Annotated in this window: 19 protein-coding genes and 1 pseudogene; 15 read left to right on the top strand and 5 right to left on the bottom strand. The window is 40.6% G+C overall.

Annotation, left to right across the window (positions count from 1 at the left end; all coding sequences use genetic code 11):
• From V7K38_RS00715 to V7K38_RS00700, 4 genes and pseudogenes are all read left to right on the top strand, one after another.
• Positions 1-129: pseudogene (locus tag V7K38_RS00715) on the top strand (photosystem II D2 protein (photosystem q(a) protein)); the annotation flags it as partial.
• On the top strand, positions 113-1,504 hold the full coding sequence (gene psbC / locus V7K38_RS00710; RefSeq protein ID WP_334854805.1) for a photosystem II reaction center protein CP43: 1,392 nt from the start codon (positions 113-115) through the stop codon (positions 1,502-1,504). The pseudogene V7K38_RS00715 and the gene psbC, both read left to right, overlap by 17 nt.
• Before the next feature lie 356 nt (positions 1,505-1,860).
• A complete protein-coding gene (locus tag V7K38_RS00705; RefSeq protein WP_334854804.1) occupies positions 1,861-2,046 on the top strand; it encodes a PCP reductase family protein in 186 nt (61 codons plus the stop codon).
• A gap of 21 nt (positions 2,047-2,067) precedes the next feature.
• Complete coding sequence (locus V7K38_RS00700; RefSeq protein WP_334854803.1) at positions 2,068-2,703, top strand: Uma2 family endonuclease; 636 nt, start codon at positions 2,068-2,070, stop codon at positions 2,701-2,703.
• 14 nt (positions 2,704-2,717) lie between these two features.
• On the opposite strand, the gene V7K38_RS00695 is transcribed toward V7K38_RS00700, so the two are convergent.
• Positions 2,718-3,554, bottom strand: a complete 837-nt coding sequence (locus V7K38_RS00695; protein WP_334854802.1) for an SWIM zinc finger family protein — start codon at positions 3,552-3,554, stop codon at positions 2,718-2,720.
• Positions 3,555-3,638: 84 nt separating this feature from the next.
• Complete coding sequence (locus V7K38_RS00690) at positions 3,639-7,583, bottom strand: SNF2-related protein (protein ID WP_334854800.1); 3,945 nt, start codon at positions 7,581-7,583, stop codon at positions 3,639-3,641.
• A gap of 143 nt (positions 7,584-7,726) precedes the next feature.
• On the opposite strand from V7K38_RS00690, the gene V7K38_RS00685 reads away from it, so the two are divergent.
• The 6 genes from V7K38_RS00685 (at position 7,727) to V7K38_RS00660 (ending at position 14,600) form a co-directional block, all read left to right on the top strand.
• Positions 7,727-8,272, top strand: a complete 546-nt coding sequence (locus V7K38_RS00685) for a GNAT family N-acetyltransferase (RefSeq protein ID WP_334854798.1) — start codon at positions 7,727-7,729, stop codon at positions 8,270-8,272.
• A gap of 101 nt (positions 8,273-8,373) precedes the next feature.
• Positions 8,374-10,530, top strand: coding sequence for a polyribonucleotide nucleotidyltransferase (locus tag V7K38_RS00680; RefSeq protein WP_334854797.1), 2,157 nt, complete (start codon positions 8,374-8,376; stop codon positions 10,528-10,530).
• Positions 10,531-10,567: 37 nt separating this feature from the next.
• Entirely contained in the window at positions 10,568-10,768 is a 201-nt protein-coding gene (locus V7K38_RS00675; RefSeq protein WP_334854796.1) for a hypothetical protein, read from the top strand.
• Positions 10,769-11,224: 456 nt separating this feature from the next.
• A complete protein-coding gene (gene egtD / locus V7K38_RS00670; RefSeq protein ID WP_334854795.1) occupies positions 11,225-12,199 on the top strand; it encodes an L-histidine N(alpha)-methyltransferase in 975 nt (324 codons plus the stop codon).
• A 336-nt stretch (positions 12,200-12,535) separates the two neighbouring features.
• Positions 12,536-13,873 carry a 5-histidylcysteine sulfoxide synthase gene (gene ovoA / locus V7K38_RS00665; protein ID WP_334854794.1) on the top strand — a complete coding sequence of 446 codons (1,338 nt, stop codon included), beginning with the start codon at positions 12,536-12,538 and terminating at the stop codon, positions 13,871-13,873.
• 232 nt (positions 13,874-14,105) lie between these two features.
• Positions 14,106-14,600, top strand: coding sequence for a DUF427 domain-containing protein (locus V7K38_RS00660; RefSeq protein WP_334854792.1), 495 nt, complete (start codon positions 14,106-14,108; stop codon positions 14,598-14,600).
• Positions 14,601-14,950: 350 nt separating this feature from the next.
• Here the strand turns inward: V7K38_RS00660 and V7K38_RS00655 are convergent, their stop codons facing one another.
• Both V7K38_RS00655 and V7K38_RS00650 read right to left on the bottom strand, forming a co-directional pair.
• Positions 14,951-15,790 (bottom strand): sterol desaturase family protein, encoded by an 840-nt coding sequence (locus V7K38_RS00655; RefSeq protein WP_334854791.1) that lies wholly within the window; start codon positions 15,788-15,790, stop codon positions 14,951-14,953.
• Between the two features lie 198 nt (positions 15,791-15,988).
• Entirely contained in the window at positions 15,989-17,536 is a 1,548-nt protein-coding gene (locus tag V7K38_RS00650; protein ID WP_334854790.1) for a glycine betaine ABC transporter substrate-binding protein, read from the bottom strand.
• 768 nt (positions 17,537-18,304) lie between these two features.
• Here V7K38_RS00650 and V7K38_RS00645 point away from each other — a divergent pair.
• Both V7K38_RS00645 and V7K38_RS00640 read left to right on the top strand, forming a co-directional pair.
• Positions 18,305-19,150, top strand: coding sequence for a DMT family transporter (locus V7K38_RS00645; RefSeq protein ID WP_334854789.1), 846 nt, complete (start codon positions 18,305-18,307; stop codon positions 19,148-19,150).
• Between the two features lie 88 nt (positions 19,151-19,238).
• Complete coding sequence (locus tag V7K38_RS00640) at positions 19,239-19,721, top strand: SET domain-containing protein (RefSeq protein ID WP_334854788.1); 483 nt, start codon at positions 19,239-19,241, stop codon at positions 19,719-19,721.
• A 100-nt stretch (positions 19,722-19,821) separates the two neighbouring features.
• On the opposite strand, the gene ilvC is transcribed toward V7K38_RS00640, so the two are convergent.
• Positions 19,822-20,817 (bottom strand): ketol-acid reductoisomerase, encoded by a 996-nt coding sequence (gene ilvC / locus V7K38_RS00635; protein ID WP_334854787.1) that lies wholly within the window; start codon positions 20,815-20,817, stop codon positions 19,822-19,824.
• 279 nt (positions 20,818-21,096) lie between these two features.
• Here ilvC and V7K38_RS00630 point away from each other — a divergent pair, with 279 nt between their 5' ends.
• The 3 genes from V7K38_RS00630 (at position 21,097) to V7K38_RS00620 (ending at position 25,110) form a co-directional block, all read left to right on the top strand.
• Complete coding sequence (locus tag V7K38_RS00630; protein WP_334854786.1) at positions 21,097-21,990, top strand: DUF4349 domain-containing protein; 894 nt, start codon at positions 21,097-21,099, stop codon at positions 21,988-21,990.
• A 146-nt stretch (positions 21,991-22,136) separates the two neighbouring features.
• Complete coding sequence (locus V7K38_RS00625) at positions 22,137-23,492, top strand: NAD(P)/FAD-dependent oxidoreductase (RefSeq protein ID WP_334854785.1); 1,356 nt, start codon at positions 22,137-22,139, stop codon at positions 23,490-23,492.
• A 382-nt stretch (positions 23,493-23,874) separates the two neighbouring features.
• The gene (locus tag V7K38_RS00620) at positions 23,875-25,110 is read left to right on the top strand and encodes an LL-diaminopimelate aminotransferase (RefSeq protein ID WP_334854784.1); all 1,236 of its coding nucleotides are present in this window, start codon (positions 23,875-23,877) and stop codon (positions 25,108-25,110) included.
• Positions 25,111-25,233: the final 123 nt, after the last annotated feature.

Here is a 25,233-nt window from a genome sequence, read left to right as displayed (position 1 = left end):
TTTGAAACCTTCTATACCAAAAACATTTTGCTGAATGAGGGTATCCGCGCTTGGATGGCTCCTCAAGATCAACCCCACGAACAATTTGTATTCCCTGAGGAGGTATTACCACGTGGTAACGCTCTCTAATAGACCAAATATATTAGGCGGCACTGGACGCGACCAAGAATCTACCGGCTTTGCCTGGTGGTCTGGTAATGCGCGTTTAATCAATCTATCTGGCAAACTCTTGGGCGCTCACGTTGCCCACGCTGGCTTGATTGTATTCTGGGCTGGAGCAATGACTTTGTTTGAAGTCGCTCACTTCGTTCCTGAAAAGCCCATGTACGAACAGGGCTTGATCCTGTTACCTCACCTTGCTACTCAGGGTTGGGGTGTTGGCGCTGGTGGTGAAGTCATCGATACCTTCCCCTACTTTGTTGTCGGTGTACTCCACCTAATTTCCTCAGCCGTCCTTGGCTTTGGCGGTATTTATCATGCCGTCCGCGGCCCAGAAACCTTAGAAGAATACTCTTCTTTCTTTGGTTACGACTGGAAAGACAAGAACAAAATGACCAACATCATCGGGTTCCACCTGATTATTTTGGGATTCGGTGCGCTGCTATTAGTAGCAAAAGCAATGTTCTTTGGTGGGTTGTACGACACCTGGGCACCAGGTGGTGGTGATGTTCGGATTATTACCAATCCGACACTGAACCCAGCAGTTATCTTCGGTTATGTAATCAAGTCTCCTTTCGGTGGTGAAGGCTGGATTGTCAGCGTTGATAACTTAGAAGATGTGGTCGGTGGTCACATCTGGATTGCCTTTATCTGCATTGCTGGCGGTATTTTCCACATTCTTACCAAGCCATTTGCTTGGTCACGTCGTGCATCCATCTGGTCTGGTGAGGCTTACCTTTCCTACAGCTTGGGCGCTCTGTCGTTGATGGGCTTCATTGCCTCGATCTTTGTTTGGTTCAACAACACCGTTTATCCTAGCGAATTCTTTGGCCCTACTGGCCCAGAAGCTTCTCAAGCTCAGGCTTTGACCTTCTTGATTCGTGACCAACGCTTAGGTGCTAACGTCGGTTCTGCCCAAGGCCCCACAGGTCTAGGTAAATACCTGATGCGCTCTCCAACTGGTGAAATCATCTTCGGTGGTGAAACCATGCGCTTCTGGGATTTCCGTGGCCCTTGGTTGGAGCCTCTACGTGGCCCCAATGGTCTTGACTTGGAAAAAATCAAGAACGATATTCAGCCTTGGCAAGCTCGTCGCGCTGCTGAATACATGACCCACGCTCCTCTGGGTTCTTTGAACTCCGTGGGTGGTGTGGCTACCGAGATTAACTCGTTCAACTATGTATCTCCTCGCGCTTGGTTGTCAACTTCTCACTTCGTACTAGGATTCTTCTTCCTAGTTGGTCACTTGTGGCACGCTGGTCGCGCACGGGCTGCGGCTGGTGGTTTTGAGAAAGGAATTAACCGTGATACTGAGCCAGTGATGTTTATGGACGACCTAGATTAGGTTGTAAGGTTTATTTCATCACTGACAAGTAAATAATTTAGAGGCTCTTGCATAAAAGCAAGGGCTTTTTTTATAGGAAAATTAGTAATCTATTTAAGACTAGCCCTTTCAAGGTGGGTAAAAATTTTGCTTGAAAAATCCCTTTATTATCTCTTATCTCTGTGTCGCGCCAGTTGCTACAAGTCGGGGAACCCGCCCAACGCACTGGCTTCTCTGTGCCTCTGCGGTTAAATAAATTACTTTTAAACCGCAGAGGCGCAGAGAACACGGAGAGAAAAAGAAATTTTTCGAGTCACCTTGAAAGGACTAGTCCTACTATTGATTAAACCGATCAACTTACCAAGGTAATTAATACTATGAGCGACTCTAATTTTATTAATGCTTTGCGATGGACATCTGAAGCTAAAGAAAAGTTACAAAATATTCCCTTTTTTGTCCGCGCTCAAGCTAGAGCCAGAATTGAACAGCTGACTCGTGAAGCAAACCAAGAGGTTGTGACAGATGATTTGGTAGAACAGGCTAGGCTTGAGTTTGGACAATAAAACATTCTGGAGGTCGTAACAATGACAGTCGCCAAAAATAGAGCAGATCGGGTAATGCTTTACAACATTAGCTGGCAACAGTTTGAAAATCTTCTCAAAGACTTGGGAGAACATCGAGCAGCAAGGTTAGCTTACGATCGCACCACCTTGGAAATTATGACACCTTTACCTGAACACGAACATTACAAAGAGGTAATTAGTATTGCGGTTCAAGATATCGCTGAAGAGTTGGCTATGGACTATGAAAGTTATGGTTCCACTACCTGGAAGCGAGAAAGCGGAATGGCAGGGGTAGAATCAGATAACTGCTTCTATTTCCAGAATGAAGCTACGGTTCGGGGTAGATTGGATTTGGACTTGAAACAAGACCCACCGCCTGATTTGGCACTAGAAATTGATGTTACCAGTAAATCTCTAAATCGTTTTCCCATTTATGCCCGCTTGGGAGTACCAGAACTCTGGTGTTATGACTCTGGTGAACTCAAGATTTATCACCTGCAAAATGGGGAATATGTCGAGTCAGAAAAGAGTTTAGTGTTTCCTACTTTAGAAATTCGATATCTGCCGAAACTGATTGAGCAAAATCGGGCAGATGGCAGACGCGCAATTCGTCAGGCGATACGGCAATGGGTGAGGTCAACTACCCGGCCAACCTAATTACGAATTACGAATTACGTTGCTCCCACATTCATCGCTGCTAAAAAAGCCTTCTGGCTCACATCTCTGTAAACTGTATTCAAATACTTCATTACCACATCACTCGAAGTTGCATTGACTGTATTTTCCTCTTCCTTCGCTAAGGGAATTGCTCCTAATACATCTAATACCATCTCGCTAGTGGATGGCGAAATCACTACCAAGGATGACTCTAGTGGCTCATTGTATTGCCAGAAAGAATCAATTTTTACCGAGTATTTGTTATTAGGAATTGACTGTTGAATATCAGGTGTATCTGTAGTATTAGGTTGAATTTTGGCACTACGTAACTGGCGTAAATCGCTGATAATTTGCTCTTTGGTGCGTCCGCGCAATTGAAATAGTACAAAGGGGTCTTCACTGAAGCGATCGCCTAACTGATAGTACAATGCACCAATATGCTTACAGGGATTTGCTTTATCAGGACAAGAACATTTACTTTGGACATCACCAAGGGTAAAAGGAAATATCGAAAGACCATTAGCCGTAAACACTTCTTCTATATTTTGTGGCATTTCTCCTGCTAGCAGCTTGGCAGCAAAAATTGCCCTTTGGGACATGGTTTCAATTACATAACCCCACTGTTCATCACTAAAAGGTTCAAGGGAAAGGGAAACTTTATAAGGTTCGATTTCACTACCTTGTACCCTAGCTAATACTTTTGCACCTTTAAATTCAATGCTGAGAACGTTTCCTTGACGAGCATAATTTCTTGCACGTTCTAAACGCTTTTTAAATCGATAGGAATCTAGTAAATCTAGCCATTGTTGTGACCACCATTCGCGGCTTGCTTGTAATGTGTAATTAGTCATAAGTCAATTCACAAACTTTATTGGGCTGGTTCGTAGTGAGGGCTTTAGCGCTCAAATCAAAGACGTAAAGTCCTGACAACAAACTTATTCTGCATCATCGTCAATTACTGCACTGCGGTCTAGTACTAGTAAGTTCCGAAGTTGGTCTGTATCTAGTTCAGTCAACCATTCTTCACCAGCACCTACAACTTGTTCAGCTAGTTGTTTTTTACTTTCAATCATGTCATGAATTTTTTCTTCTAAAGTACCAGTGCAAACAAATTTATGTACTTGCACATTCCGAGTTTGACCAATGCGAAATACCCTGTCTGTAGCTTGATTTTCTACGGCTGGATTCCACCATCTATCAAAATGGAATACATGATTTGCTCGTGTTAAATTTAGTCCTACTCCACCCGCTTTTAGAGAAAGAATCATAATTGGCGGGCCTTGAGGGTCGTGTTGGAAACGGTCGATCATTTCCTCTCGTTGTTTTTTACTGCTGCTACCATATAAAAAGAATATTTCTCGCCCAAGCTGTTTTTCTAAATAGGGTTTAAGTAACTTACCCCACTCAGCAAATTGTGTAAATATTAAAGCTCTATCGCCTTCTGCTAAAACTTCTTCTAACATTTCTTCTAGCCGCAGAAGTTTGGCTGAATGATGTTGCTCTAATGTCGCCTGTTTCAAATATTGGGCTGGGTGATTGCAGATTTGTTTGAGTTTGATTAGTAAAGCCAAAATCATCCCCCGACGTTGCAATCCTTCAGCAGATTCTATGTCTGCTAAAGATTGTTCTACAACTTGTTGATAAAGTGCGGCTTGGTCGCCAGTTAGACCGCAAAATACGGTCATTTCTTGCTTATCTGGTAAGTCTTGAATGATGTCGCGATCGCTTTTCAATCGCCGCAGGATAAATGGCTGAACTAATGAACGTAATTGACTCAAAGAAGCCGTATCCCCATACTTTTCAATTGGCATGGCAAACCGACGCTGGAAAAATTGCTTATTGCCTAAATATCCTGGATTGAGAAAATCTAAAATAGACCAGAGTTCTTGCAATCTATTTTCTACAGGTGTCCCCGTTAACGCAATGCGAAACGTAGCTTGTAATTGCCGTACTGCTTTTGATTGCTTCGCCTCTGAATTTTTCACATTCTGGGCTTCATCTAAAACAACTATCTGCCAAGAGACACTTTCTAATGACTTGATATCTCGATGAAGAAGTGAATAGCTGGTGACGATTAAATCGTATTTTTTTACTGCTTCTAAAAATGCTTTACCTTTTGGGCGTTTGTCACCGTGATATTGTAAAATTTTTAGGCTTGGTGCAAATTTATTGACTTCTCTTTCCCAGTTACCTAAAACTGAAGTTGGACAAACTAGCAGTGTTGGATTTTCTAGTGCATCTTGTTCTTTGAGGTGCAGAAGAAAGGCAATAAATTGGACAGTATTATGGCAAATAATATTATTAGCAACGAAATTGTGATGTTTGCTAACTTCAAAGTCATAAACCCACCCTTCGTAATCTATCTCCTCTATTGATTCTATCCGGCAATAAAATACCTCTTGGTCGAGAAGACATTGCAAAGATTGTCTGGTTAAGCTCAACTGTTCTACATCTAGGTTGCTATATGCTGACAAAGTTTGAGTTGTCCACTTGGAAGGTTTTAGTAGCTGATACTGCTCTTGGGCTTCTCCACTAATCATGCGGCTCATCCCAGCTATTACTCGCTGTAAACTATCTTGAGAAAATTGCTGTGAGCTATTAATATAAACTGTGTTCTGCATCCCAAAATGCCGCAACGGTAGTCCAGTTTTACCTGGTACACAAACGTAATCACCTACGTGTAAGTTATTTGTCCAACCTTTATTTGTTAATAGCTTGTGACGATGGGTGATAGTAATACTATTACCGTCTTCTAGAGTGATTTTTCGTAATTTCTCACAGACTTGCTGTCGATACAACCGTCTAACATTAGCTTGGACAATTTTGCCAGTTTCTTCATCTAGGGAATTAACTAATAATTGCTCTGTGGGGTTAGCCCAAAATCCCTCGCCGTCAAATTCTGTTTCTCCAGCGTGAGTTGTCCAGATTGTCTCGGCTGTGCGTAATAGTCCGTTTACATCTATTAAAGTATCGTTTGCTACGCATTTACCCAATCCCATATCGTCGGCGAGACACGCACCTAAACCCCAACGTTCTAAGAATGACAGCCAAGCAGCACCACGTTCTTGATAGGGTCGCAACTGCCCTTTAAAGCCTGTTGGTGTGGGTAAAGGCGCGATCGCTTGATTATTGCTTAATGCCCCAATTAACTCTTGTAATGCCCCAGATGCCTCAAAGCTGACTACTGGTAATTTTTCAATTACCTGAGTATCCCCTGTACTGAAGCGCAAGGCATCTTCTAAGGAAAGAGCCATCTGATCTTTGCGAGTGGTAAAAAAGGTTTGGGCTGTTTTGATGTCTTGGGGGCGCAATTCCACCCACTCGCCGTTAATTTCTACTAGCGGACTATTTAAAGCCACAAGTTTATCAAACTCAGCTTTAGAAATAGTTTGTCCGCCAATTGCCAATTGCCATTGGAAATTCAAGAGACTTTGCAACCCTAAACGTCCCTGCTTTTTCTTTGGGGTTTCAGCAGTAATTTTCAAACCCAAACGGTTCGCCCATCCTTCACGGTTCGCTAAACTGGGAGGCAAAATTACTCCCAAACCACTGTCTTCCAATCTCCAAGCTACAGCTTTGATAAACTCATAAGCTTGCATTGGCGTGAGATGAGAAAATTGGGGATATTCGGTTTCAAAGCTGGGTGCGATCGCAGGATACAATCGAGAAGCTAGCCCCAAACCTCGCAAAAATGTTTCCTGTGGTTGCTCAATTGTCCGATTTTCATAAGCAAATCGTTCAACTGGATTGTTCCAAATAGTTGCCGCATCCACCACAAACTCAGGATCGTCAGCCGCTTGCAGGAAATATGCTAATGTCCAATCTGTTTCGCCAGACTCTGGAGAACGAAGTTGAAAACAAGTACGAAATAAAGTCTTAAGAGTTAATTGGTATTGTAGCGGCATAGTCCAAGCCTTTAGTGCCGCTTCCAATCGTTCCACTTCAATGGTATCTGCATTCACTGCATGAGATGCACTAGTTAAACCTTGCAACCACTGTCGCACCGCAATTGCGATCGCTTTAGCTTCAATTGGAGGTTGAGAACCCACCATTTCTCGCACTTGGGCATCTATCGTACTGTTGAGAAATCCCAAAAGTAATTCTTGAGGTTCGCCCGGAAAGTCCACATAGAACAAAGATTTGGAAAACTCCTCCCCAGTCCCCAGTCCCCAGTCCCCAATCCCCAGTCCCTCCTGATACGTGCGACAAACCAACGGCATATCCGCAGAAAATTTTTCTAGGCGAGTTCCATCTACAGCACTGTCTAGAAGTACTTGCCATTGAGCAGCAAATGTACCATCTGATTGTCTGTCAATTCTCGGCAAAAACTTACACCGCGAGATTAAATCTAAACTCCATCGGGAAACTTGCGACCAAAAACGTAAATCTCCTCCTAAAAAGGCATCTTCCCCTTTTGCAGCATTTAGAGGAATAGCAGCGAGAAATTTTACTGCTTCGCTGGGGTTGAGACAAAAACCTTCAACTCGCCACGGTTGTAAATATTGCGGGGAGTCTGTATCTAATCCCAAGCTGGCAGAATGTACGGGAAAAATCGCAGATGTATCTTCTGGGATATAAGTTGGTAGGGCAATAATTTGGGAGTGCGTTGGTAAAGCGATCTCATTAGCACTGGCTGCTTTACGTGTTCGTCCAGTAGTAGCAATCGCAACTTGAGGTTTTTGGATAAAGTTGGTAATCGCCATCTTCTGGGAAACCAACCACTCGCTTAACTCAACCGATGTCATTGCCAATGGATGTACCAGGATATCTTCAGATCCATTAGGCTCAAAATTCGCTCGTGGCGATCGCCAAGTTTCTCCCCAAATAAATAAACAACCATTTTGACTTTTTAGTAACCAATTAACGTGTAAAATCGCCATTTGCTAACTACTCAACTTATCGTAAAATTAAATAATTTAACTCGCAAAAACTCTAACTTTTACATCTTCTCAATAAGATTTATAATAAAATATTTACATCTAATATAGTTGAAAATTATCATTCTGCATAAACATTATTAATAATGAATTTCCCCCTTCTTAAAGTTATAAAAAATAACATAATAGTAGAACTAGATTATATGCACCCTCAAGAACAGGAGGTTGTAAGAGCATTACTCAATGTTGTAATTGTTGAAGGTAAAACTTATCCCCAAAAGCAATCTCTATCTCCGGCAGAATTCTCAAGTTACTGGTTAAGCAAGGATGCCTTTGTTGTCAGGACATCTGGTCAAGATGCTAAACACAAACCAAAAGAAATATTAGGGGCATTTTATTTAAAACCAAACTTCCCCGGTCGGTGTTGCCATATTTGCAACGCTGGTTTTATTGTACAACCTGGGTTACGCGGTCAGGGGATTGGGCGGTTCATGGGGGAGGCGATGCTCTTGATAGCAGCAAACCTGGGCTACGAAGCAGTAATGTTCAATTTGGTCTTTGAAACTAATATACCTTCAATTACCCTTTGGCAATCGTTAGGATTTGAGATAATTGGGCGAATTCCGGGCGCGGCAAAACTAGGGGATGAACAAGTGGTAGACGCGCTGATGATGTATCATGCTTTGGGTTGAACCACTTATCTATCTTTGTATGTACTAGAAGTCAGCCATAGTGCATAAATGTTAGGATTGCCACAGAAAGAGAATAGCGAAAGAGAAGGAAAAAGAACTGAATGGCAGAAGTTGATAAGTCAATATCCTTCGATGGTAGGGATATTCGACTGAAAGTAGGCTTGCTAGCTCCCCAGGCAGGTGGGTCGGTTTTGATAGAATCAGGGGACACATCTGTTTTAGTCACAGCTACGCGATCGCAAGCCAGAGAAGGCATTGATTTTCTTCCCCTCACCGTAGATTATGAAGAAAGGCTATATGCAGCTGGTAGAATTCCCGGCGGGATCATGCGGCGAGAAGGTCGTCCACCAGAAAAAACAATTCTCACCAGCCGTCTTATAGACCGTCCCATGCGTCCCTTGTTCCCCTCATGGTTACGGGATGACCTGCAAATTATCGCCTTAACGCTATCGATGGACGAGTTGGTTCCGCCAGATGTGTTAGCAGTTACAGGCGCTTCCATCGCTACCCTGATTGCCCAAATTCCTTTTAATGGCCCAATGGCAGCAGTTCGCGTTGGTTTAGTGGGAGATGATTTCATTATTAACCCCACTTATGCAGAAATTGAAGCCGGAGATTTGGATCTGGTAGTAGCCGGTTCACCGCATGGTGTAATCATGGTGGAGGCAGGAGCTAATCAGTTGCCAGAGCGCGATATTATCGAGGCAATTGACTTTGGTTATGAAGCAGTGCGGGACTTAATCAAAGCGCAGCAAGATTTAGTAGCAGAACTGGGTTTGGTAATAGTCCATGAAGCACCACCAGAACGAGATCAGACGCTAGAAAATTATATCCGCGATCGCGCTAATGGTCAGATTAAGAAAATCCTGTCTCAATTTACCTTCACTAAACCCGAACGCGATGCAGCTTTAGATGTCGTCAAGGATGAAATTGCCACGGCGATTAAGGAACTGCCAGAAGAAGATCCAATTCGAGTTGCCGCAACTGCAAATAGTAAGGCACTTGGTAACACTTTTAAAGATATTACCAAGTACTTCATGCGGCGGCAAATCATCGAAGATAACGTTCGCGTTGATGGCCGTAAACTCGATGAAGTGCGTCGTGTTTCTTGTTCAGTTGGTGTCTTACCAAAGCGAGTCCACGGAAGCGGTTTATTTAACCGGGAACTAACTCAGGTATTATCTGCTTGTACCTTGGGTACGCCAGGGGATGCCCAAAACCTCAACGATGACATGCAGCTAGACCAACATAAGCGTTATCTGCATCATTACAACTTCCCGCCGTTCTCAGTGGGGGAAACCAAGCCAATGCGTTCTCCAGGAAGACGTGAAATTGGTCATGGAGCATTAGCAGAGCGATCGCTAATTCCTGTGCTACCCTCAAAAGAACAATTTCCCTACGTCATTCGCATCGTATCGGAAGTACTTTCTTCCAACGGTTCCACCTCAATGGGTTCAGTCTGCGGTTCCACCCTCGCCCTGATGGATGCTGGTGTACCAATTCTTAAACCCGTCAGTGGCGCAGCAATGGGGCTGATTAAGGATGGGGACGAAGTGCGAATCCTCACCGATATCCAAGGCATTGAAGACTTTTTGGGCGATATGGACTTCAAAGTTGCGGGGACGGATACCGGAATAACCGCCTTGCAAATGGATATGAAAATCTCCGGTTTGTCCTTGGATATTATTTCCCAAGCCGTCCACCAAGCCAAAGCAGCCCGATTGCACATTCTAGAGAAAATGCTCGCTTGCATTGACACGCCACGGATTGAAACCTCACCTTATGCCCCACGTCTGTTAACAATCAAGATTGATTCAGACATGATTGGTTTAGTCATCGGGCCTGGAGGCAAGACTATTAAGGGGATTACAGAGGAAACTGGTGCAAAAATTGACATCGAAGATGATGGCACCGTGACAATTTCGGCTGTGGATGAGAACAAGGCCAAGAGAGCTAGAAACATCATTCAAGGCATGACCCGCAAGTTGCACGAAGGGGATGTCTATGCAGGACGCATTACTCGGATTATACCGATAGGTGCATTTGTGGAATTTCTGCCTGGAAAAGAAGGGATGATCCACATTTCACAACTAGCTGACTACCGCGTTGGCAAAGTTGAGGATGAAGTAGCGGTGGGCGACGAAGTGATTATCAAAGTGCGCGAAATTGATAACAAAGGTCGGATTAATCTCACCCGCTTGGGTATCCACCCAGATCAAGCAGCAGCAGCACGAGAAGCGGCGGCGGTGAATCGGTAACTCGATTTGGGATTTTAGATCAAATCTAAAATCCGCGATGCCTACTGTGAAGGCATCGCTGTTTGCTTCTCTAATTAGTTGCCCAACTGCTCTAGATAAATTTACAGTGAATATGGCGATGCCTACGGCCGTAAACTACGCACTTTTAACCTTTGAGTCAGGCGATCGCAGATCCTTAAACTTTCAGGAAATAAAAATAGATAGTTTTTGTATTTTAATACAAGTTATATTTCTCTAGAATTCAGTTATTTATATAACAATACAGTTCAGATAAGACCAAACCACTTGTATAGACGGCGATTTATCGCGTCTGCTCTATATTAAACAAAAATAAAAATTTTTTGGCTTTGCGATCGCTAGTAAACCTGCAATTATTTTAACTTAACTATAAGTTTGCATAAATAAAACTAAATTACGATTTTTGTAATTTTTCATTCGTAATTGTTCAGTGGTGATAGTTTCAAGAGATTGACCTTTAATAATATAGTTGTGTTTATTCCTAGCGACATACTTATTAGCTCACTATTCAATAAATCAACTAATATTAAATTATGAAAGCGTACCTGATACTACACTAAACCGATAAAGTTTTTGTACTTTATTGAGTATGAATTACTGCAATATAAACCTTGCTATAAAATACTAAAATATGTCATATTAAATACTTAAATTCAAAACTAAGGATATTGAAATAATGCTAGCAACATCTCTCAAAATTATTAATGAGCATTATCAAGCTCTCAATAATGAAGGTGAAGATGTAATTCAAGGATTAATTCAAAGTCCTAAAACCTTACCCCCTAAATATTTTTACGATGATTACGGCTCGGAACTCTTTGAACAAATATGTGAATTACCAGAATATTACCCAACACGAACAGAAGCAGGGATTTTGCAGCAATATGCTGATGAAATAGCTCAGATAACAGGTGCTTGCGAACTGGTAGAATTAGGCAGTGGCAGTTCTACAAAAACTCTATTTTTGTTAGATGCTTACCAAAAAATTGCCAATTACTGTAGATATGTACCCATTGATGTTAGTCATGGAATCCTTAAATCTACCGTACTAAAGCTACAACAAAAATATCCAAATTTATTTGTTGAGGGATTAATAGGAACCTACGAACAAGCCTTGACAAAGCTAGAAACAACATTTACATCATCACGGATGATTTTTTTCTTGGGCAGTTCTCTTGGAAATTTTAACCCACGAGAATGTGATGACTTCTTAAGCAAAATTACCAGGGCTTTACAACCAGGTGACTACTTTCTTTTGGGGATTGATTTACAAAAACCCAAGGAAATTTTAGAACCAGCTTATAACGATAGTCAGGGAGTAACGGCTGCTTTTAACTTAAATATACTTTCCCATTTAAATTGGCGTTTCCAAGGGAATTTTGACCTCAATTTATTCACTCATCAAGCTATTTATAATCAAAGTAATGCCCAAATTGAGATGTATCTGCATTGCCAAAAGACTCATGAGGTATCTCTACAAGCCCTAGAGTTACAAGTTAGCTTTGCAGATGGAGAGAGCATTCTCACCGAAATTTCCCGCAAGTTTGATTTAGTAAATATGCAAAAACAACTGGAGACACACGGACTTAAGACGCTGAAAACTTGGACAGATCCTAAACAGTGGTTTGGGTTAATTCTTTGTCAAGCTTAAATTTTGCTTCTCCAGAGTTTAATTTTGATAGACATATCCATAAATTAGGCTTTAAACCCTAAGCGATAAAGCTTATGGTTTAGTCATAAATGGCACTTATTTAAAGCAAGTGGGCATTACCTAGACTAGGGTATATCCATTTCTAAATACTTGAGTAAGTGGCATTTATTTATTCATGGATATTGATTTTCTCTACGCAAAATTAAAAACCAGCCCAGAGAAGTATAAATCGAGTCTGCAATCACCCTACAATTTAAAAAAGTTTGGGTCATTAATACCCTAATTAATAAAAATAGTTTACTCGTATATCATCGAAAAATCAATCAATTGACACGCATGAAGAGTCTACAATCTGCTAAACCTCCAAAACTTGATAGTTGTAATTCTCAAGCGATCCTCAATTACTTTGAGAATGCTTGGCAACTGGAAAATACTTTGATGAATAGCCTGGTTGGGGAAGATACATTCTATATAAATCCCGATCCCCTGAGAAATCCTCTAATTTTTTATCTAGGACATTCGGCTGTTTTCTATATCAACAAATTAATTAGCGTTGGATTATTAGAAAAAGGGATCAATCCCGACTATGAAATCCTGTTTGAAATTGGAGTTGATCCAGAGATACCAGAGGAATTAAATAAAGCGATCGCACATTTGGAATGGCCGCAAGTTTCACAAACTTGGGAATATCGAAAACAAGCACATTCTGTAATTTCCGAAGTCATTAAAACTACCCGAATTACTCTACCAATTCATCCTAATCATCCCCTTTGGGCTTTAATAATGGGGATTGAACACCAGCGTATTCATATTGAAACCTCTTCGATGTTAATTCGCCAACTACCAATAGAGAGAGTAAAACGTCCCCAAAACTGGCAATACGCCCCTTTTAATGGTTACACTCTTCAAAACGAAATGATACAAGTTGCGGGTGGGGTAGTAAAACTCGGCAAAGCCTTTGACGAGCCGACTTATGGATGGGATATTGATTATGGCGATCGCACAGTTGAAGTTCAATCTTTTTTAGCCAGTAAATATCTGATTACCAATGCAGATTTTATTTATTTTGTCAAGGCTTGTGGCTATGAAAATCAAGCGTATTGGGATGAAGAATCTTGGTATTGGAAAACTGAAAATAACATCAAATATCCCAAATTTTGGATACCTCAAAATGGCAGCTACAAGTATCGAGCCATGTTTGATCAAATCGACTTACCCCTAGATTGGCCTGTAGAAGTGAATCACTATGAAGCAATGGCTTACTGTCGTTGGCAAGGAAAAGATACTCGTTTAATGAGTGAAGCCGAATATCATTTAGCAACTTATAATAGTGGTTTCGTAGAAGATGTAGACAGTTACAATGTCAATTTAAAGTTTGGCTCACCTAGTCCAGTAGGAATGTTAGAAACCGCCAAAAGTTATTCTGGATTGTACGATTTACGTGGTAATGTTTGGGAACACTTGAGCGATCATTTAAATCCCTTGTCGGGATATAAACCTCATTATCTCTACGAAGATAATTCTGCTATCTTTTTTGATACTAAACATCAGATGATGTTAGGAGGATGTTGGATAACTAACGGTACAGAAGCTTTAAAATATTATCGTAACTGGTTTCGTCCCAATTTTTATCAACACGCCGGTTTTAGGATTGTTGAAGATATCAAGCATTAACGTTACCATGAGGTTTTACAAAGATAATTTTGCAGAATACTAATAGTTACAGTGATAGTATTTTTTACATTATTCATTTCTCCCTGTAATCCTCATGCTCAATATTTGACTAAAACAACATATTACTAAGCCAAAATATCGGAAGACTAGTAGGAAAAATTTACCTAAAATTGAATTAACGCGAACTGACTTTGTATGTTAAAGGCAACGTAAAAACAGGAAATTATTAACTATGAGACCAAATCCTATTCCCCCCGAATCCGGTCAAGAGTCAGTTTGGGATTATCCGCGTCCGGCTCGTTTAGAAGATAGCAACAAATTAATTAGGATAATTGTTAATAATATTGTTTTAGCAGAAACAAGTAAAGCTAAAAGAGTCGTAGAAACTAGTCACCCTCCTTCTTATTACATTCCTTCAGAAGACATTAAAATAGAATATCTGATAGAAACACCTAAAAAAACTTGGTGTGAATGGAAAGGTAAGTGTCAATACTATGATATCAGCATCGGTGACAAGTATATAAATAACGCTGCTTGGCGATATTTTGACCCCACACTTGATTTTGTAACGATTCAAGAATACTATGCTTTTTACCCTAGTTTAATGGATGCTTGCTATGTAAATGATCAGCTAGTTATGTCTCAACCTGGTGATTTTTACGGGGGATGGATTACTGCTGATATTGTCGGGCCATTTAAAGGTAGTCCCGGAACAATGGGGTGGTAATTTTTGACATATCTTTAATCCCTCTCCTTAGTAAGGAGAGGGACAGCTTTTACTACGTAAAAGCAGGGTGAAGTTTCTCAGTGGCTCTGAGAAGTTGTTTGAAAAGTCATGATTGATGTATCAAATATTTTTTACCCCACCCTAACCCTCCCCTCTATAAGGGTAGGGAACCGGATTTTTCTTGTTTCCCCCCTTTACAAGGGGGGATTAAGGGGGGTAATAATGTGATTCAAATTACAGCAAACTACTTTTCAAACAACCTCTGAGACTTAACCGTAAATTGCCTCACCAAAGACTTGTGTGTACACCGTAGCTGATTCTTGGGGAGGGATTATCTACACTTAAACTACTCAATCCAAATTACTAGACGACTTCATCGTGATATGCTCCAAAGAAGCTACAGGAAACATAATTCCTAGCTTCTTTGTAGGAGGATTTAGTGTGTTGAATAACCTGTCCCAAAATCCTTGAATCCCATAGTTTCTCTTAAAACAACTGTGGTGAAGATCGTGAAAATCTGATGGAACAAAAAATATTGATAATGAACTATGACCTTCTAGATTGTAAGCATTGCCTATAATAGTCCAAGCACATAACTGGGTTATATCATACCCAAATATAAAGATAGGCAAAAGGTCTGTGATAGTAACAATAATATATTCAGTCAAACTCTTGTGTCCAGCAACAAAACTTGATGAATCTGCAAACTCATGATGTTTTAGATGTATTTTCTGTAAGAATTTTCTGTGAAGTAGAAAATGAGAAACGTAAAAACATAAATCAGCAATAATTATTCTCATCAAGAACCATCCAAAGTTGAGTAGCAAGCTATTTCCTCTATTTACCTCTGGTGCTAGATAGAGGATTATTAAAGCTGCTATCAAACTTCTAATTTCCCCAATAATCATACCTTTCGCAGTAAAAGAGGGAAATGGTTGTTTCTTGACTTTTTTAACCCTGACATTCAGTTTTTCTGTCCAATTGTCATTGTTTTTTATTACTTTTTCTATGAATAGACCAATGCTATAAAATGACACAGAACCAACTAGCCAGTACAAAAGCACCTGAATTATAAAGTTGAGTTCGATATTGTGCAAGAACCAATAAAATATCTGCTGAACAATTGTGCAACTAATAGCGATTTTTAGATAAAATTCAACCTCAAAACAGAAATCAAAAATTTTTTTCATCACTGTATTATTGTACTTGTTACTTCATCAGATTTAATCTTTTCATGGAATCAGATTTTTTGTGTAAGTATAAATTAAAACACACATCCTTTTTCTGTCGCTTCATCTGTTTTTAACCAACATAATCAATAATTCCTTCATGGTACATAGCAAGCAGATTTATCCGTGGGGTCAATTCAAAATTCCAACTTCTCTGACTTATGTTCCCATTTTATTTAGCAGTTTCTTAGACTTTAGCCACTTGCGAACGACTTCTTCAGCTGGGCGAGATTGATTATCAACTTGATAATTCATTTTTTGCATTTCCTCATTAGAAATTAACCCAGCTAATTGATTAATAACTTCTCGTAACTCTGGATATTTTGCCAGAATTACTTGATTAAAGATAGGGACAGCTTCATAAGGTGGAAAGTATTTCTTGTCATCTTCTAAAATGACTAAATTTAAAATAGGAATCAAGCCATCTGTGGAATTAGCTGCTATTAAATCTACTTTTTTTTCTTTTAAAGCTTGATACATCAATCCTAACTCCATTTGTCGGGGAGGTTTGGCAAATTTTAAGCCATAGGTTTTAGCTAACCCTGGATAACCATCTTGTCGTTCCAGAAACTCATATCCAAATCCTGCTTGCATTTGAGGTGTATATTTAGCAGCTTCAGAAAGGGTTTTAATCTGCCACCGTTTAGCATCTTCACCCCTGAGAATTATAGCAAAGGTGTTGTTAAATCCTAAACTTTGCATGACTTCTAATTTAAATTTTTGACTGTAATCTTGTTTAATTTTTTCGTAGACAAGTTGAGAATTGCTAATAGGTTTATGTTTCAAAATAGATGTGAAACTCGTTCCTGTATATTCTACATAGCCAGCAATTTTCCCTGCCTTTACAGCTTCATGACATATAAAAGTTCCTCCTAGATTTAAGCGTCTATCAACCCTTAATTTAGTATGAGATTCAATTTGTTGAGCCAGTAACTCTCCTAAAATAACTTGTTCGGTGAAATTTTTAGAGCCAATAATAATTGTTGGTGGTGTTAACCAATAAGTAAAGCCAATTAATCCTCCAATAATTAACGTTAAAATAGCCAAAAAAACGGTAGTTTTGCGATTAATTTTTATACTTTTCTCTCTTTGCTGCGTCAGATTTTTTTCTAACCATCCCAAAGACAAATCTGCACCTAACGCAATCAACGCGGCGGGTATTGCTCCAGCTAAAATTAGCTGATTATTAAGGGTAGAAATCCCCCGAAAAATAAACACACCCAAACCCCCGCCGCCAATAGCTGAGGCAATGGTAGCAATTCCCACAGAAATAACTGTTGCTACCCTAACTCCTGCCAAAATCACGCCTAAAGCTAGGGGAATTTCTACCTGAAACAGCAATTGATTATCTGTCATCCCCATCCCTCGCCCAGCCTCTCGAATTGCTGGATCGACGCTATTAATGCCAATATAAGTGTTACGAATAACTGGAAGCAAAGCATAGAGAATTAAGGCGAAAATAGCCGGAATTTTGCCAATTCCTCCAATAAATGGTACAGAAATTAGAAAGCCAAATATAGCTAAACTAGGAGTAGTTTGAATAGCATTAGTTAGACCGATAATAGGTTGAGCGAGTTTCGGTTGGCGAGTGATGAAAATGCCTAAAGGAATGCCGATGGCAATGGCTACCAGCATTGCAATGAAAACTAATATTAAATGTTCCCCAGTGCGGAGGAGAATTTCTAGGAAATATTGGCTGAAAAACAAAGTTATCTCCTAATACAGTTCATTAATTGTAACAACATATATTTATCACCGAAGGTAGGAGGGAAAATGCCCTCTGTCTGCTACCACCCTTTCCTGCCTTTATTGATAATACAGTTTTTTATAAATAATCAGATTTGCAGGTAAGTAGATAAACAAAAATATTTACAGTGATTGCGAACGATCGCGTCTCCTTTACGGGAAAGCTTCGCCTACATTCAGCTTAAGTAAGTTGGCATGATAAAACTCATGTATATTTAGTTTTGTAAAAACTATGGAATGACCAATTTATTAGCTATTTGCTGATTTTATATCTCGTCACATAGCCTGATTTTTTAACGCCGACTTACTTACTTATTCATTACAGAGTGATACCTTCTCTACGAGAGGCTACGCCAACGCTAACGCAAAAATTTTGGTCTACTGACATTTGCAATTATTTTCTAGCTACCTACTCACTGACAGAATTTTTGTGCCTACGGGATTTTTAATCAATAAAAATTCTAAACATTACACAGTGAATGATAGAATTTGGATTGGATTAATGCCAACTTCCTTTACCTTTTAATTGCAATTTAGAAAAAGACATGAAATTACGAAAATCAAATTAGTACAATTTGCCCAACTAAAAATTCTAAATTTAGAAGGCACTGACTGGACGCAAGAAAATCAAAATTCTCTATGCGATCGCACTTTCTATCGATGTAAAAAAACATTATTCAATCAATTGGTTTGATGCAAATTGAAAATACGTTGCGTTTTAAAGGAATAATGCTGCTTATCCTTGTTAATGTGATTAGCGCTACAACTTTTCCATTGACTAAAGACATCGTTAGTAGCCTTCCACCAAGTGCAGTGATTGCTACACGTTTTGTCATAGCAGCAGTAGTATTTACCGTCAATTTACGTAATATTAACGCACTTTTACTTCGTGATGCTACAGTGCTAGGGCTTTTCCTTTTCTTGTTTTTAGCCATAGAAACAATAGCACTTAAGACAATACCAGCAAACCGGGCTGCATTCATTGGCAGTTTGAACGCACTCATCGTCCCGCTACTAGGATGGCTGAGTGGTCAGCGCGTACCATTGAAAACTTTCCTAGCTTCTGGATTAGCTGTGATTGGTATTGGGGTGATGTTTTTGGAAGGGGGAGAACTAGGAATTGGCGATCTGTTAATGTTTGTTGATGCTTTTGTATATGCAGGTTACATAATTTTCCTAGACCGAGTTGCGTCCCGTCACCCCACCTTAACACTTACCAGTGTTCAGCTTTTATTCATTGCGGTGCTAGGTCTGCTCTGGAATAACACGCAAATTCTTAACCAATTTGAGGTAATTTACCAACACTGGGGAGTGATTTTATACTTAGGTGTGTTGGCAACGGCTGCTGTCATTTGGCTTCAAACATTAGCGCAGCAATGGGTTTCAGCTGAAGAAACAGCTTTACTTTATACACTTGAGCCATTGTTCGCCACAATTTTCTCATTTTGGCTACTGGGAGAGCATCTAGGAATACGCGGTCTAATTGGCGCGATTCTGGTGTTAGTAGCTCTGCTTCTAAGTCAAAGCCCTGAAAAGATTGATCCGGAAGCAAAAGTTGAGGTACAGAGCAGTTAACTGACTTTTACTTCAAAAGTGAAATCTAACTAAGCCAAGTTTGAAACTTGGAAGCCGCAAGAAATTTAAACATAGTAGGTCTTTATCTATGAATACAATAGAGTCGATTTCAGTTGCAAAGCTCAATTTTCATGTGACGATTCAGGAAACAGCAAAAGGACGAGGAGTGTTTGCTACAAAAAAATTTGCTCAAGGAGAAACTGTTGTGGTGGGTATCCCAATTGAAGAAGTTCCCCAACGAACAATTTATTCCTTTCAGATGGATTTTAATTTGTATGTCAACTTAGATGAGCCTGCTGTCGTAATTAATCATTCTTGTAATCCAAATACTGGAGTAAGAAACAATCAGTTTGGGGGATATGACTTCGTTGCTTTGTACGATATCGAAGCAGGTGAAGAAATTAGCTGGGACTACGAAACTACTGAATATGAATCAATTGCTGTCTCTCGGTGCTTGTGCAAATCTTTATCCTGTCGAGAGAAAACATTAGGATTTAAATTCAGAGAACAAATGTTGCGCGATCGCTATGGAGAGTACATTGCAGATTATCTCAAAACTAAAAGCAAATGATGTTTGGTAATGCATCTATCTATGCATTATCAAACATCATCTATACTAATTTCAAAATCATTGTAGAGAGACGTTACAACAATGCAACGTCTCTACATTCTTAAGCTTTTTTCAACCAGCTAAACATAGCGCGTAAATCTTTACCAACTTCTTCAATTTTGTGTTCAGCTTCTTTACGACGCAAGGCGGTAAATCCTGGTTTACCAGCTTGGTTTTCTAGAACAAATTCTCGTGCAAATTGCCCAGATTGAATTTCGCTGAGAATCTTCTGCATTTCAAGCTTGGTTTGTTCGGTAACAATCCGTGGGCCACGGGTATAATCGCCATATTCAGCAGTGTTTGAAATGCTGTCGCGCATTTTAGCTAAACCGCCTTCCACAACCAAGTCAACAATCAGCTTGACTTCATGCAGACATTCAAAATAAGCTAATTCTGGTTGATAACCAGCTTCTACCAAAGTTTCAAATCCGGCTTTGATTAAAGCACTCAAACCACCGCACAATACGGCTTGTTCGCCAAATAAATCTGTTTCGGTTTCTTCACGGAAAGTAGTTTCGAGAACACCTGCGCGAGTCCCACCGATACCTTTAGCATAAGACATGGCGCGATCGCGTGCCTGACCACTAGCATCCTGATAAACTGCAAACAACGCGGGTACCCCTTCCCCACTTTCATAAGTCCGTCGTACCAAATGCCCCGGCCCTTTGGGTGCTACCATCACCACATCTACATTAGCCGGTGGTATAACTTGCCCAAAGTGAATATTAAAGCCGTGGGCAAAGGCTAACACATTCCCTTCTTCTAGATTTGGTTCAATCTCGTTTTTGTAAATCGTTTTTTGGACTTCATCAGGTAACAAAATCATGATGAAATCAGCAGCATTGGCAGCATCTGCGACATTTTTCACAGTTAACTCAGCAGCTTCAGCTTTTGCTACTGACTTACTACCCGGATATAGTCCCACAATCACATTCAAACCACTATCTTTGAGATTGAGAGCGTGGGCATGACCTTGAGAACCATAGCCGATGATAGCAATAGTTTTTCCAGCCAAAAGGTCTAAATTGGCATCTTCGTCATAATACATCCGGGCCATAGAAGCATCTCCTGTCAGCAAGCATCGTCATAAATTGGCAGACTTTTGATTTTACCTCAAATTGAGTACCTACAGTTAACAATTCAAAATTCAAAATTAAAGACAATTTAAGACAGGAATTGAAGCTACGTGTAATGGTACAGGTCTTTAACCCTTCGATTTACGATGAACTGTGAGCAATTACTAATGACAAACCCCGTTACATAAATCGCAACAATACAGGGTTTTAGTTTTACATCAGCAATACTGGGGTTAACTTCATCCATCTGAGGATAGATTATGTACGCTTCGACTAAATTACCGCGCACATCTGCTTTATTTGTGAGTGCATTGTTAGGAGGGTTGATTTTTAGCAGCTGCGCCTCTTCTCCTCAGTCAGCAAATAAGGCTTTACCTCCAATTGCAGCCGATGGTATGGCAAATCCAGCCGCCGCACCTGCTAGGGAAAGTAGTATTTCCCAAAAGGCGCAAGCTTCACCAATAACCCGTTCTCGTCCCCAACTCATAAAAAAGGCAGCAATATCTTTAACTGTCAACTCTGTAGATAAGACTATTAATGCTGTTTCGCAAATTATTAATAAACAGCAAGGAGATTTAATTGGGTTGAAACAACAACAACCCAAAAGTGACAACCCGCGTTACACAGCAACAATCCAATTGCGGATACCAGAGAATCAGCTAGAACCTACTCTGGAAGAACTAGCTAAATTAGGCACTGTTGAAAGTCGTAATATCACTGCCGAAGATGTAGGCGATCGCTTGGTAGATTTCCAAGCTAGATTAACCAATTTGCAGAAGACTGAAGCCAATTTACAAAAAATTATGGATCGGGCAGGTTCGGTTAGAGATGTGCTTAGTGTTGCCCAAGAACTGAGTAATGTCCGAGAAACCATAGAACAAATTAATGCCCAACTCAAAAGCCTACAAAATCAAGTTGCTTATTCCACCATTACGCTGAATTTAGAAGCAGCAGTTTCTAAATTCAGCCCTCAACCTGCCTTTGGTTTGCAAGTTCAAGAAACTTGGAACAATTCCACCCACTCTTTGAGTGCATTTTCTGTTGGCTTACTCAAGCTGGGTATTTGGTTAATTGTTTACAGTCCCTATTTGTTAATTTTTGCTGCTCTTGTCTATGGCTTTAGCCGTTGGAGGCGAACTCATTCACCACGTTGAACACAAAAAAGTTCTCTTTATCTTGTAGTTTTGATTACTTTAATACTTTTTCAAATGTAAACAGCAATACAAAATATCTGACGACAAATTTGATACAAATTTGTTAAGAATAGTTACAATAGTCAGAATACCGGATAATATTTCTTATGGTAAATTCACTTGACAATAATCCACCCCATCAAGTAGTTATTGTTGGCGGTGGCTTTGGTGGACTTTATGCGGCAAAAACACTCGCCAAAGCGGCGGTAAACGTTACCCTAATCGATAAACGTAACTTTCATCTATTTCAACCCCTCCTATACCAAGTCGCCACAGGTGCGCTGTCTCCTGCGGATATTTCCTCACCGTTGCGTTCTGTTCTCAGCAAGAGCAAGAATACGAAAGTGCTACTGGGAGAGGTGAACAATATTGATTCAGAAGCAAAACAAGTGACTGTGGGCGACGAAGCAATAGCTTACGACACCTTAATTGTTGCTACAGGTGCGAAGCATTCCTACTTTGGGAAAGATAACTGGGAAGAATTCGCCCCAGGCTTGAAAACAGTAGAAGATGCTATAGAAATGCGTAGCCGGATTTTTTCGGCCTTTGAAGCCGCAGAAAAAGAAACCGATTTAGAAAAACGCCGGGCTTGGTTAACTTTTGTAATTGTGGGTGGCGGCCCAACCGGTGTAGAGTTAGCGGGTGCGATCGCAGAATTGGCAAATCAAACTCTCAAAGACGATTTCCGCAACATCGACACATCAGAAGCCAAGATTTTGCTGTTAGAAGGGCTTGATCGCATTCTGCCACCCTTTGCACCAGAGTTATCACAAGAAGCGGAGGCATCTCTGACGCGGTTGGGGGTAATTGTCCAGACAAAAACGCTGGTAACGAATATTGAAAATGATGTTGTTACCATCAAACAAGGCGATGAAGTTAAAGAAATTGCCTCAAAAACGGTATTATGGGCAGCAGGTGTAAAAGCTTCAGCAATGGGAAAAGTTCTAGCAGAACGCACAGGTGCAGAATGCGATCGCGCTGGACGCATTATTGTTGAACCTGACTTGAGTATTAAAGGACATCCTAATATTTTTGTAATTGGCGACTTAGCAAATTTTTCTCACCAAAATGGTAAGCCGCTACCTGGTGTTGCACCTGTAGCGAAGCAGCAAGGTGAATATGTAGCAACATTAGTTCAACAGAGGCTTGTAGGTAAAAATTTGCCACCCTTTGCTTATACCGATCATGGTAGTTTAGCAATGATTGGGCATAATTCTGCTGTGGTAGATTTGGGCTTTATCAAGCTGAAAGGTTTCTTTGCATGGCTGTTTTGGCTGGTGATTCACATCTATTTCTTAATTGAATTTAACAACAAATTAGTAGTGATGATTCAGTGGGCATGGAACTATTTCACCCGTAATCGTGGAGCAAGATTGATTACAGGCCAAGAATCAATTACGCAATTTGGAATTAGCGATCGCACCAATTATTCAGCCGATAATAAACAGCCTGTAAACGTCTAATTGGGCATTGGGCATTGGGCATGGTTATTCTCTTAGTCCCCATTCCCTAATCCAAGTCCATAATCCAAGTCCCAATACGCTTTGGTTAAGATCCCCCCGCCTGCGGCGACTCCCTTAAAAAGGGGGTAAAAGATAGTTAAAAGCCCCCCTTTTTAAGGGGGGTTGGGGGGATCTTCAGACATATAGCAGTCGCCAAAGCCGTTAAGACAGTTCGCGGGATAACGCACCTTCAACAGCGTACTTTGTGATTTTATTGCTGTCCTAAGCTCCCTGTCCGTTGCTATATTAAAACGTTAACCGAACCATATTGATCCCAGTCCCTAATCCCCCGCCCTCATAAATTAGCAGTAAGCTGTTTGAGGGCGTTTTTCATAACTTAGACATGGCAACTATTAACGACAACTACCTGAAACTGAAAGCAGGTTATCTGTTTCCAGAAATTGCTCGGCGGGTGAATGCCTTTGCTGAAGCCAACAGTAATGCTAAAATTATCCGACTGGGCATTGGCGATGTTACCGAACCTTTGCCGGAAGCTTGCCGCACAGCGATGATTAAAGCTGTGGAAGAAATGAGCGATCGCAATACCTTCAAAGGCTACGGCCCAGAGCAAGGTTATGCTTGGTTGCGGGAGAAAATTGCTACTCACGATTTTCAAGCACGGGGAGCCGATATAGATGCTTCCGAAATCTTTATCTCCGATGGTTCCAAGTGCGACAGTGGCAATATTCTGGAAATCTTTGGTCATGACAACATCATTGCCGTTACTGACCCAGTTTATCCCGTATATGTAGACACTAACGTTATGGTGGGAAATACTGGAGATGCTAATGACAAAGGCGAGTTTGAAGGCTTAGTTTATTTACCAATTACGGCTGATAACAACTTCACCGCCGAAATTCCCTCCAAGAAAGTAGATTTAATTTATCTCTGCTTTCCTAATAACCCCACTGGCGCAACTGCTACCAAGGAATATCTCAAAGCATGGGTGGACTATGCTAAAGCCAATGGCTCGATTATTTTCTTTGATGCAGCCTACGAAGCTTATATTACCGATCCATCACTTCCGCATTCAATTTATGAAATTGAAGGTGCAAGAGAAGTTGCGATCGAGTTTCGTTCTTTTTCCAAAAATGCAGGTTTTACAGGAACTCGTTGTGCGTTAACTGTGGTACCGAAGACACTCACAGGAAAAGCCGCCGATGGTTCCGATGTAGAACTATGGAAACTCTGGAATCGCCGCCAGTCTACCAAATTTAACGGCGTTTCTTACATCGTCCAACGGGGAGCCGAAGCGGTTTATTCTGAAGAAGGACAGGCGCAAATCAAAGGATTAGTTAGTTTCTATCTAGAAAACGCCAAAATTATCCGTGAAAAACTCACAGCCGCCGGATTATCAGTTTATGGTGGCGTGAATGCACCTTACGTTTGGGTAAAAACACCCAATGGTTTATCCAGTTGGGAATTATTTGATAAATTGCTGCAAACTGTCAACGTTGTGGGGACACCTGGTTCAGGCTTTGGTGCTGCGGGTGAAGGTTACTTTCGCATTTCAGCGTTCAACAGTCGGGAAAATGTCGAAGAGGCGATGAAGCGGATTACAGAGAAGTTTAAGGTGTAAGGCATATTTTGCATTAAGTCTAACTATCTTAGTTAAACTCAATCTGTAAGTCTCAAAGCTTAGGGTGGGCAGTGTCCACCCTATTTGAGAATCAAGATAGTTAGTATCAAGTTGGCAATAGGA

Source organism: Nostoc sp. (assembly GCF_036917465.1).
Lineage (GTDB): Bacteria > Cyanobacteriota > Cyanobacteriia > Cyanobacteriales > Nostocaceae > Nostoc.
This window is presented reverse-complemented; position numbering and strand designations above follow the sequence as displayed.